Raw genomic sequence first — 12211 nt, 5'->3', positions numbered from 1 at the left:
CCAGAATCTATCTCTTTCATCGTTTTTTTTATTCGCTCTACCTACATTTGCTTATTGTCACTTTCTTGTCTCTTCCATAAGCTTCTTCATTTTTTGCTTGCAAAAAAATCACCTTCAAGACATATCTCGTCCGACCTTCTCACCCCTCTCTGTCCTCCTGAAAGGAACTCGTGGCAAGACCGGCGACCTTTCCGACTGGAGATAATTATTTTGCTCAGAGACTAAGCATGGCTCTATTTGTCAAGAGATCCTTTCAGGAGGACACAATGGGGATATCCTTGCAGGAGACAGAAAGAGAAAAAGATCCTTTCAGAAGGATAAAATAAAAAAACCTTGCCTTAAAGTTGAGTTAGCTTCTGTTTGTATTTTTACTAGTTGTGAAAATAGCAAATTTACTCGCTAGTGAAAAAACATTTTACACCTAGGCAATGCTATTTAGTAGATAACACAGAAAAAACACTATTCACAGAAGGCTTACAACACACAACAAATCAACCTTTTACCCTTTCCACAAACAAAACCGGGCAATTCCTACGCTCATTACATCTTCTAAGATGGCACTTTTATACAATGCCTCATGTTCTACCCTTACAGAAAATTTACGCATTCGGGTATAGTTTGGAAAACAGTATAGAGTAGAGGAAAATACAGGTGGCCCCCTAGAGGTTTTGCAAAAAATTATAAAAAAAATGAAATTCTTATTAGGGTATGCACCGGGGTTTTAACTCTTATAGGCAAGAAGAGTTTTTGATTTGTTTTTATTATTGAGTCGCAGGTATGGCGTTGCCCGAAAATCAAAGTTCACAATCCTTATTTTCTTTTCAATCTGACGAAAATTCTACCAGTACTCCAGTTGACAAAGAATTTTTTATTCGCAAAACACTGGAAGAAAATGTCTCAGAAGGGATAGAATTGCTTTTTAAGAAGTATTACAAACCTTTGTGCAGCCATGCCATCCGGTTTGTTTATTCCAAACAGATTGCTGAGGATCTGGTAACTGAAGTGTTTCTTCAGTTCTGGACCAAAGAGCAGTATCTTCATGTTAAAACATCCTACAAAGCCTACCTCTTTACAGTAGTGCGTTATAGAGCATTTGCCTACTTACGTGCTGAACTTGGCAAAGCGCCGGACGAAATTACCGATGATCTGCTGCTCACGTCATCCATGCCTACAGCAGACCAGATGCTTCAATACGATGAATTGTATCTGAAACTGGATAAAATCATCAAAGAACTTCCTCCACAGATCCAGAAGGTATTCCTGTTAAGCCGCTTTGAAGGCAAAAAATATACAGAGATAGCTACCGAAATGAATCTTTCACAGAAAACAGTGGAAGCACATATTACCAAAGCACTAAAAATTATAAAGGCTGCTTTGAAAAAAGAATGGTTCATTGTGTCCATCCTGATCGCTTCTACCCTGTTCTTTTAAAAAAATCTTTCTTTTTGATTAGGGTATCCCCCTGCTATTATACTCTATTCAGCAAAGCCTACATTCATGAAAACAGAATTGACTAAAGATATCATATTTATGTTCCTGTCAGGTAATGCCAATCCTTTACAACGCAAGTTAATAGAGGAATGGCTGCAAGATGAGCGGAATCGGGAGCAATACTATGATTGGTTGGAAGAGTGGGAAGAAAAACATCCGCAGTTTATACCAGATGCCAATTCAGCTTTCGAAAAACTAGTTACACGCGCTACCAATCCAGATACAGAAACTATTTCAACAAACTATAATTCCATTCAATCGCCGTTTGTTTCCTATTCCCGTAAGCGCACATCTTGGTGGGTAGCTGCCTCTGTGGTTGCACTGTTGGGAATAGGAATATTCTGGCAGAGAGAGGCTATTCTGAACAAAACGTACCAGACGTCCTACGGCCAGATTAGAAAAGTAGCACTAGAAGATGGTACTATTGTGACCCTAAATGCAAACTCACAACTGCAACATTCTCGTTTCTTCTTTGGAAAAGGAAATCGTGAGGTATTGTTAAAGGGAGAAGCTGAATTTTCGGTAACGCATACACCAGATCATAAACGCTTTGTCGTAAAAACACCCGATAACCTGGAAGTAGAGGTACTGGGTACGGAATTCGTTGTCTTCAGTCGCCAACGTGGTTCAAAAGTAATTTTAACTAAAGGGAAGGTTCAGTTACGTACTGCAACCATTCAAAAACCTGTAGTTATCCATCCGGGAGATGTGGTAACGGTAGATTCCAAAGGATCATTTAGTCTGCAACAAAAGCAGGAAGTACAGCAATATACTTCCTGGAAAGATCATCGGTTTGTCTTTAACCGAACCTCAGTAGAAGAACTCGTTCAGTTATTATCCGAAAATTTCGGAGTCTCGGTACAGATAACAGATACAACACTTGCTTCACGTAAAATCACAGGAACCTTTCAGGCCGAAAGTGCTCAGGAACTCCTGTATGTAGTTTCTCAAGCCATGGATCTGAATGTACAAGTTCAGCAAGACACCTTTTTACTATCGCCTCAATAACACATTGTATAATCTATAATCCTTTTTAACTCAAACGATCAAACTGTTTTAGCCCATTTCGGCTACGCGGTAAAAAATTGTACTATTCACCGATTGAACATCACAAAACACAAATTAAAATCCTGTTATCACTTTTCTAAACCCTTAAATTAACATGAATCATAAAGTACCCTTGCTTCTGTCGACAATTGGGTTGACATGCTGGCTAAGTGCTTATCCAGCAACGTCTTACTCTCAGACATTAGCCTATAACCTCCAAAGGAGTCAGCAAAACGATCCAAAAACGCTGTTACTGCGTGATGCGATCCTTGAAATAAAAGAACATTACCATGTAGATATACTTTTTGAAGAAGATATTGTAGAAAACAAACGCATCGATAGCAAGCGGATAGATATGAGTCTGTCAGCAGAGAAGAATCTGCAAAATCTGCTGAAAGCATCAGGTCTGCAATTGAAGAAACTAAAGAAGAATACCTATGTGATTGTATCTGAGCAAAAGTCAACCAAACTTTCGCTGGAACCGATGCAATCTCCCAATATTCCCATGAACAATTCATCTGGCAATTCCATGACATTCACTTCGATGAATAAAATGGAGCAAGTAGCTGCTTTTCCGGTAAAAGGGAAAATCACAGATGAGAAAGGCGAAGGCCTGCCAGGTGTAAGTATAGTGATCAAAGGCACAAATCAGGGAGTAGCTACTGATGCACAAGGAAATTATAGCATCAATGTTCCGGATGAACAAGCAGTTTTGGTAATTTCTGCTATTGGCTATACTACTGAAGAAGTGACTGTAGGTGCAAGGTCGACCATTGATTTTCAGATGGTGCCTGATATCAAGTCATTGAATGAAGTAGTTGTAGTAGGATATGGTACCCAGAAAAAACCTGAACTGAGTACTTCTGTAGCGACAGTAAATTCCAAAGAACTAAGCAAACAAACCGTAGCTGGTTTTGATCAGGCTTTACAAGGTCAGGCTGCCGGGGTACAGGTAACTGCACCCACCGGAGCTCCTGGTTCTGGTATTAACATCCGTATTCGTGGCAATAACTCAATCAGTCTTACCAATTCACCTTTGTATGTGATTGATGGCGTACCTGTATTACCAAGCTACGATTCGGAAGTTAGCATTGGCAATCAGAAACCTAACCCACTGAATACCTTAAACCCAAGTGATATTGAATCGATTGATGTACTGAAAGATGGGGCGTCTGCTGCTATTTACGGTTCGCGTGCTGCCAATGGCGTTGTGGTTATCACAACCAAACGTGGGAAAGCAGGTAAACCTCAGGTGACATTCAATGCGTATTTCAGTCAGCAGGAGCTGAGAAAAAAACTAGATGTACTAAATGGTCAGCAATTTGCAACCCTCTATGATGAGGCATTGGTAAATAGTGGTCGAGCTAAGGCTTTTGGACAACCAGATACCGTTAAAACCAATACAAACTGGCAAGACCTTATCTATCGTACGGCTCCTATCAAAAGCTATCAATTGAGTGTACAGGGAGGTGGAGATAAGACCAAATACTATCTATCAGGAGCGTATTTTGATCAGGATGGCATTATCAAAAACTCGGGATTCAAAAGAATCTCGTTTAAACTGAACCTGGATCAGGAAATTACCAAACGCTTCAGAGCAGGAACTAGCCTAAACATTAGCCGGACAGACAATAACCGAAGTGTACGCAGTGAATTGGGACTAGGAAACTCAGGTGTAATCATGGGTGCATTGACTCAGATTCCTACTATACCTGTATATAAGAGTGATGGCAGCTATGGACAAAACACCTTCTCATTTAGTGATAATCCATACAGTAACTTGAACGAAACACATAACCAGGCTTTGATCTATCAGGCCATTGGCAACCTGTATGGAGAATTTGACATTCTGGATAATCTGACATTCCGTACCAATGGGGGTATTGACTTTCGTACTCAGAATGAAAATCAGTTTATATCAAGAGAATATGCAGGCACACAAAACACGGCATCCAGCGATAAAGGAAGTGGTCGAACAGGGCGAAGTGAGGAGTTAATCTGGTTATGGGAAAATACACTGACTTACAAACCCAAAATTGGTGACAATCAAAGTTTAACTTTATTGGGAGGATATTCTGCTCAGGCATCTGACCGCTTCACTTCAGGAGCTTCTGTATATGGTTATCCGTCTAATGCAGTTCCGTACCTTTCAGCGGGTACTAAATATTCACCACCTTATAGCTATCAGGAACAATGGGGACTAATCAGTTATTTTGTACGTGGTACCTATGCATATGCTGATCGCTACTATGCTACTGCCAGTATGCGTGCCGATGGATCGAGCCGTTTCAACAAATCGAATCGTTTTGGCTATTTCCCTGCCTTGTCATTGGGATGGCGTATTTCCAGCGAAGCATTCTTTCCAAAATCCAAAGCATTGTCTGATCTGAAACTCCGCTTGAGTTATGGAGCCAATGGTAATCAAAATATTGGTGTATATGACCGCTTCAGTACTTACAGTACAGGATATAACTATCAGGGTAGCAGTGGTATTGATGGGGGTATTGTACCAAACGTAATTGGAAATGATAAACTGAAATGGGAAACCACCAATCAGTATGATGCAGGTCTGGACATCGGATTACTGGATAACAGAATCACTGTTACAGCAGACGTTTATTTAAAACGCACCAATGATCTATTAGCTCAAGTACCATTGGCTTATAGTACAGGTTCTCAGAAGGGACAGGTAACCAAAAACCTGGGAACTATAGAAAACAAAGGTTTTGAACTTGGCATTACCAGTACCAATATCCGTCTGGAGAATGGATTTACCTGGACTACCCAGTTCAATATCAGCACCAATAAAAACAAAGTGATTGATATTGGAACACAAACAGATGCAACAGGTAAAGTGGTAGACAACGTTCTGATATATGAGTATTCTATCGTGAAAAAAGGCTTGCCAATGGGTTCATTTTATGGATATAAAATGGTAGGTATCTTTCAGAATCAGGATGATATTAATAAGGCAGCCAAACAACAAGACGCAAAACCTGGAGATGTTCAGTTTGCAGATACCAATGGAGATAAACAGATTAATGGAGATGATCGTGTTGTATTAGGCAATCCTAATCCTAAATTTTTTGGGGGTATCACCAACACATTCGCTTATAAAGGAATTGACCTGAGTTTCTTGTTCCAGGGAAGCTTCGGAAACGATATTTACAATGCCACACGTCAGGCACTGGAAAGCATGAGTTCTGCTACCAATGGATCTCCGGATTTGTTGAATCGCTGGACACCAACCAATACAGAGACCAACATGCCACGTGTAGTATATGGAGACCTTAATAACAACAATCGTTTCTCTAATCGTTTTATTGAGGATGGTACTTATGTACGCTTGAAAAACCTGACACTGGGTTATACATTACCAGGCAGCCTGCTTTCAAAAGCTAAAATCAGTAACCTGCGTATTTATGTAACAGGATTGAATCTGTTGACCTTTACCAAATACAGAGGTTATGATCCGGAAGTAAGTGCAGACCCCTTCTCCTCTACCAGCTTCGGAAGAGACTTTGGGGTATATCCACAGGCACGTACCTATACTGTAGGACTTAACCTCCAGTTCTAATATTACTAACGATTTAAGATTAGCTATCTATATGAAAAAAATATTCGTTTCAGCACTATTATTATCTGGTATGTTTGGTTGTAATAGCATTCTGGATAAAGAACCTCTGACAAGTATCACAGCATCGAATTACTACAAAACAGGAGATGATGCAGAATCAGCTATCACAGGAGCTTATGATGCCTTTCAGGGAGATACCTATTATGGTTCTACCATGAACATTATCGGAGAGATGCCTTCTGACAACTGCACCAGTAACAACGGCGATGTGGTTTACCTGGATAGGATAACATGGAATGCGACTTCGGGAATTGTAGGCCGAATTTATCAGATGGCATTTCAGGGTATCAATCGAGCCAACTCTATTCTGAAGTATGTACCTGGCATTGCTATGGATAAAACCCGTCAGGAGCAGATTCTGGGAGAGGCTTATTTTATCCGTGCCCTAAACTACTTTAACCTGGTTAAATTGTATGGAGGTGTTCCTTTGCGTACCGAACCGGTAGAATCAGGAGAATCTCCTTCATTGGCAGCCTCTACTGCTGAACAGATTTATGCTCAGATTGAAGCCGATCTAACAAAAGCAGAAGAAATGGCGGCAACGCAACAAGGAGGTAACAATAATGATCCACGAAATAGAGGCCGTGCTATCAAAACCACAGTAAATGCACTTCAGGCACGTGTTTATTTGACTGAACGTAAATGGGCACAGGCAGTAGAAGCGGCAAACAAAGTAATTACCAGTGGCAAGTATGGAAATACACTGACGCCTAACTTCAACGACTTATGGCCAGCTAATAACAAAACCGAATCTATTTTTGAGATTGAATATGCGGGTACTGAAGATGGTGGTTTTACATTACCAGATCTAACACTTCCACTACCTCCTGCTACCTATTCATTTCCAAAATATAATATTCCAACCAACGAATTTGTACAGTATGCAGATACAGTCAAAGACAATCGGTTTAAGTATAATGGGGTAGTAAGTGGTGGAAAAAGTTATGGCAGTATGGTTTACGGTGGTGCAGGTACTGGCAATGACAATGGCTGGTTTGTATACAAATGGAGAAACACTAACTTCTTCAACAGCAGCGATAACTATCCTGTGCTTCGCCTGGCAGAAATGTATCTGATCTATGCAGAAGCTATGAATGAACAAGGTGGTCCAAGCCAGGATGCACTGGATAAACTAAATGCTGTTTGTACGCGGGCAGGATTGACAGCTCTTACTTTGACAGATCTGGCAACCAAACAAGCCTTCCGTGATGAAGTAGACAGACAACGTCGCCTGGAACTGGCATTTGAAGGCGAACGCTGGTTTGATTTGTTGCGTTATGCAGCCCATACCAAAGCAGATCCATCGGCTGAGCATCAGGTTACGGCACTGGATATTATCAAAGCAGTCAGAGGAACAGAAGATGAACACTATCTGCTATTCCCGATTCCGCAATATGAATTAAATAATAACCCATCCATCAAACAAAATACGGGTTATTAATCACTGAAGTTGTCTGTCCGGCTTTGTTTCCAAACCTAAAGGAGCAAAGCCGGACAATATCATTCTCTGACTTTTATACAACCTTTCTCAAACCTGTTCCTGATATCTGCCGGAAATAGTATCTTCAACACACTACTTACTCATTAGTGTTTGCCATACAAAACTTCCAGCAGCGTCAGAAACAGGTTTTTATATTTTCTTCCAATCACTCCTTATGCATATACCCCATTCCCTATTTCGTGTATCAGGTATTGTCAGCCTATTTGCACTGATGGCCTGTATAGCTTGTAAAAACAACTCACAGGATCAAACTATTACTGAAACTTCCGGGAAAACAGATGTGGAAGTATGGCTTACCACTACTGATAAATCAACGTTATTCAGTAAGCAGCCCGTTTCCTACACATTCGGAACAGAAGCCACTACCCTGCCAACGATTGAGATAGACACCGCCCAGACCTTCCAAACCATGGATGGCTTTGGGTATACGCTTACAGGGGGTAGTGCCTATGTACTGCACCAAAAGCTAAATTCAGAACAACGAGCTGCATTACTCAACGAGTTGTTTGACACAAATGATAAAAACATTGGAATTAGCTATTTGCGGGTAAGCATTGGCTCTTCCGATCTGGATTCCAGTACTTTTTCCTACAACGATCTTCCGGCTGGTCAGACAGACGAAGACATGCAAAAGTTTAGCCTGACTCCTGATAAAAAAGATCTGGTTCCGGTATTGAAAGAAATCCTGGCTATTAATCCTTCTATCAAAATTCTGGGCAGCCCCTGGTCCCCTCCTGCCTGGATGAAGTCTAACAACAGCACCATTGGAGGCAAGCTAAAACCTGAATACTACGCTGCTTATGCAAAGTATTTTGTGAAGTATGTACAGGAAATGGCTAAAGAAGGCATTACAATCGATGCTATTACGGTGCAAAACGAACCTGAGAATCCTAAAAACAACCCCAGCCTGGATATGACAGCTCCTGAACAGGCGACCTTTGTTAAAAAACACCTTGGTCCTGCCTTTGAAGCTGCAGGTATCAAAACCAAGATTCAGATCTTTGATCATAACTGTGATCACCCCAACTATCCGATCTCTATCCTGAACGACAGTGAAGCAAAGAAATACATTGATGGCTCTGCCTTCCATTTATACCTGGGGTCGATCTCTGCTCTTACCGAGGTGCACAATGCGCATCCGGATAAACATGTATACTTCACAGAACAATGGACTTCATCCGAAGGACAGTTTGGTGGTGATCTGCAATGGGCTGTAAAAAATCTGATTATCGGAGCTACTCGCAACTGGAGCCGGAATGTACTGCAATGGAATCTGGCAGCAGATCCTCAGCAAAATCCACATACACCGGGTGGTTGTACTCAGTGTCTGGGAGCATTAACTATTGGGGATACAGTACGTAGAAATGTTTCTTATTATACTATTGCCCATGCTTCCAAATTTGTACGGCCAGGTTCTGTACGCATTGCATCAACTGAGCTTGCGGATCTGCCGAATGTAGCATTCAAAACACCATCTGGTAAAAAGGTATTGATTGTATTAAATGAAGGCAATACAAAAAAAGACTTTGTGATTAAAACCAATGGCAAGTCTGCCCCTGTATCTATCAATGCAGCCAGTGTAGCCACTTTTGTATTTTAATACGGCCAGCCTTGCAAGATAGAAACATCAATTGACGAGTTTTTTGGATTGTTAAATAGATACTAAAATAAAAAATAAAAAGCAGTGCAATCAAACTTGCACTGCTTTTTATTTGGTGAGAAGTCTTTTGAGGAGATAAATCTGTTTTTGTGTACAAGAAACTTGAAGTTTTATTTCTTAGATTGTAGATTATCTCACTAATCTTTTTTTGGAAGGAAGAACGGCAGAATCAATAATTAATCAAGACTTAACTTGTTAAAGCAATGAAAAAATTTCTTAATCCGATACAGATCTTCTTTTTATTATTCAGCCTACCTTTTAGTACATATTGCCTTGAGCCTCTGATTTCATTTATACTTCATTCAAGGGTTACTATTCTTCCAACAAAATACAATCCACTTAAAACTGATCCTGTTAATTTTATCTTATTTTTTTTTATTGAAATTATTCTACTTGCCTTTATACTTGGTATCAATCTCTATTACACTACTAAACTGACAAGAATAAATATAGTACTACTTATCAGTTGTATACTAATGATAATGGTTCAGGGACCTTTTGGAGTACTATTTACTTTCCTTTACTTAGTTGTTGGTGATGGAAGTTTTTTTGGTAGTTTCAGTTAACTCTTCATAGCTAAGTTTCACCAAACACAATTTTAACACTATCTATTTGTGAAGTATGTATAGGAAATGGCTAAAGAAGGTATCACGATAGATACCATTACTACAAAACGAACTTGAAAATCCTAAAATGACTTTAATCTATATATGAGAACTACTAAACAGCCACCTTTTCAGAATCTACCTCTTGGTTGATCAGATTTTGGATTACCTAATGAAACTCAAATAGAAAATACAAATACTAAGAAGTAGTTTTGTAAAGAACCTGATAAAGCCAACTTGTCCACTATTTCGTAAAACCTACGATATTTTAGTAAGCACTGTCATAAACCAATTCAGTAAACCAAAGTATACATTTCGTTGTTCTTAATTGAGAAATAGATTCTGTAATTTTCTCATAGATCATTATCTTTTCCATGATTCGGATACAATTTTATCAACAAATTCGTTATTTTACTTCATGACATAATCAATTTTGATGATATTTGACTTCGGTCACATTTATCAGAACACCTTTATCATACCGATATACTTCCCCTGGTTTCTTATAATGCAATTACCTGATCAAATACCAACACCATCAGAAAACAGCACCCATTCACAGATCATCCATGATCCGATCTTTAACGCCATACCAGGTAATCACCTGTTATTGCTACCCGATGCACCCCGATTTACCATTGCAGCCATTTCAGATGATTATCTATCTGCATTTGGGGTAAATAGGGAATCGTTACTTGGTCAGGGGGTGTTTGAGGTATTTTTTAGTGATGGTCGTGATGAGGTTATTTCCATTCAACTCCTGCAATCTCTGGCACAGGTGTTACAAACCAGGCAACCCAATATGATGTCGGATCAGTCTTATCAGCAGACTCATCCATTGACAGGTGCCACAGAGACCCGGTTCTGGCGCCCTATCAATAAGCCGGTGCTAGACAACCAGGGACAGGTATCCCATATTATTCATACAACCGAGGATGTTACTCATTCAAGGCAGCTTGTGCAAGCCAGTCAGGCCAGAGAGTACCTGCAAACTATTCTCAACCTGTGTAAAGAGCCGGTACAAGTACTGGAACCTATTTTTGAAAATGATCAGATTGTTGACTTTACTTTTGCTCTGACTAATAAGGCTTATGCTGCCTATGCAAACGCAACTCCCGAGCAACTGGAAGGAAAGCGGGTAGGTGAAGTATTTCCCGGCTATCTGGAAACGATCAGCTTTACAAACCCTGTTCAAACCTATACTACAGGTGAGCCGCTTACCTTTGAGATTCATTATGATAAGGATGGACTGGACTTGTATAACCTGATGAGCACATTCAAGCTTAACGATCAGGTGGTGATTCACTTTACGGACTTTACTAACCTGAAACACTTGCAGTTTCAGTTGGAAGATAAAATTGTTGAGCTCAAAGGTTCCAATCAGCGCCTGGAAGACTTTGCCCATGCCGCTTCCCATGATTTAAAAGAGCCTGTCCGGAAAATACAAGCGTTTTCCAAACTGTTAAAATCTACCCTTGGTGTGCGGCTGGGAGAAAGCGAAAGTGCTCTTTTTGACCGGATGCTATTGGCTACGGACCGTATGAATACACTAATTGAAGCTCTGTTAGCCTATTCAGAAGTAGATCAGCAAGGGGTGTTACCAGAAATGTTCTCATTCAATGAGGTAGTTGCTCAGGTACTTACAGATCTGGATTTTCAGGTGGATCAAGCCAAAGCCACTATTCAGGTGGGTGTGTTGTGTGAGATAAAAGGCTATCGAAGCCAATGGGAGCAAGCTTTTCAGAATTTGCTTAGCAATGCACTCAAGTACATTCGCTCTGATGTGGAGCCATTGATTGATATAGATTGCATTAGTGTATCAGGAAAAGAGGTAACCTTCCCTATTGCCGAAAGCAAGAGAGGAAAAGACTTTTATATGCTACGTATTGCTGATAATGGAATTGGCTTTGAACAAGCAGATGCAGAACGCATTTTCAACGTGTTTACCCGCCTGCACGGTGTTTCTGAGTATAAAGGCTCAGGCATAGGTTTAGCAACAGTCAAAAAAGTAGTAACTACACATGGTGGTTACATCTGGGCTGATAGTAAACCTAATGAGGGTGCAACCTTCTATATACTATTACCTAAAAATTAAAAGGGTATACTCAACACAATCATATATATTGTTCTTAGCGGCGAAAAGATCGGATTTTCACTCCCCAAGTTGGTGTTATCACCAACTTGCATCATAGGAAAGTGGTCGTTGGTGATAACACCAACGACGGGCAGAAAAACTCTCTTTTTACCATCCCGCCCTTTTTGTCCTCCTG

Annotated in this window: 6 protein-coding genes; all 6 read left to right on the top strand. The window is 40.2% G+C overall.

Going from position 1 to position 12211, the window contains the following annotated elements; genetic code table 11:
• Positions 1-777: 777 nt before the first annotated feature.
• The 6 genes from QNI15_RS07035 to QNI15_RS07010 all read left to right on the top strand — a co-directional run bounded on the left by QNI15_RS07035 (position 778) and on the right by QNI15_RS07010 (position 12036).
• Complete coding sequence (locus tag QNI15_RS07035) at positions 778-1431, top strand: RNA polymerase sigma-70 factor (RefSeq protein ID WP_313998565.1); 654 nt, start codon at positions 778-780, stop codon at positions 1429-1431.
• Positions 1432-1497: 66 nt separating this feature from the next.
• Positions 1498-2499, top strand: coding sequence for a FecR family protein (locus QNI15_RS07030; protein WP_314031143.1), 1002 nt, complete (start codon positions 1498-1500; stop codon positions 2497-2499).
• 154 nt (positions 2500-2653) lie between these two features.
• Complete coding sequence (locus QNI15_RS07025) at positions 2654-6115, top strand: SusC/RagA family TonB-linked outer membrane protein (RefSeq protein ID WP_314031142.1); 3462 nt, start codon at positions 2654-2656, stop codon at positions 6113-6115.
• 31 nt (positions 6116-6146) lie between these two features.
• A complete protein-coding gene (locus tag QNI15_RS07020) occupies positions 6147-7616 on the top strand; it encodes a RagB/SusD family nutrient uptake outer membrane protein (RefSeq protein WP_314031141.1) in 1470 nt (489 codons plus the stop codon).
• A 214-nt stretch (positions 7617-7830) separates the two neighbouring features.
• Positions 7831-9276 carry a glycoside hydrolase family 30 protein gene (locus QNI15_RS07015; protein WP_314031140.1) on the top strand — a complete coding sequence of 482 codons (1446 nt, stop codon included), beginning with the start codon at positions 7831-7833 and terminating at the stop codon, positions 9274-9276.
• Between the two features lie 1173 nt (positions 9277-10449).
• On the top strand, positions 10450-12036 hold the full coding sequence (locus QNI15_RS07010) for a sensor histidine kinase (RefSeq protein WP_314031139.1): 1587 nt from the start codon (positions 10450-10452) through the stop codon (positions 12034-12036).
• The last annotated feature ends 175 nt before the right edge of the window (positions 12037-12211 follow it).

The sequence above is a fragment of the Xanthocytophaga flava genome (assembly GCF_030068545.1).
Classification (GTDB): Bacteria; Bacteroidota; Bacteroidia; order Cytophagales; family 172606-1; genus Xanthocytophaga; species Xanthocytophaga flava.
Note: the sequence above shows the minus strand (reverse complement) of the source record. Positions and strands in the feature narration are given on the sequence as shown.

Coding starts and splice junctions, on each gene's coding strand:
- QNI15_RS07035 (WP_313998565.1), top strand. CDS start 778: ATGGCGTTGCCCGAAAATCAAAGTTCACAATCCTTATTTTCTTTTCAA.
- QNI15_RS07030 (WP_314031143.1), top strand. CDS start 1,498: ATGAAAACAGAATTGACTAAAGATATCATATTTATGTTCCTGTCAGGT.
- QNI15_RS07025 (WP_314031142.1), top strand. CDS start 2,654: ATGAATCATAAAGTACCCTTGCTTCTGTCGACAATTGGGTTGACATGC.
- QNI15_RS07020 (WP_314031141.1), top strand. CDS start 6,147: ATGAAAAAAATATTCGTTTCAGCACTATTATTATCTGGTATGTTTGGT.
- QNI15_RS07015 (WP_314031140.1), top strand. CDS start 7,831: ATGCATATACCCCATTCCCTATTTCGTGTATCAGGTATTGTCAGCCTA.
- QNI15_RS07010 (WP_314031139.1), top strand. CDS start 10,450: ATGCAATTACCTGATCAAATACCAACACCATCAGAAAACAGCACCCAT.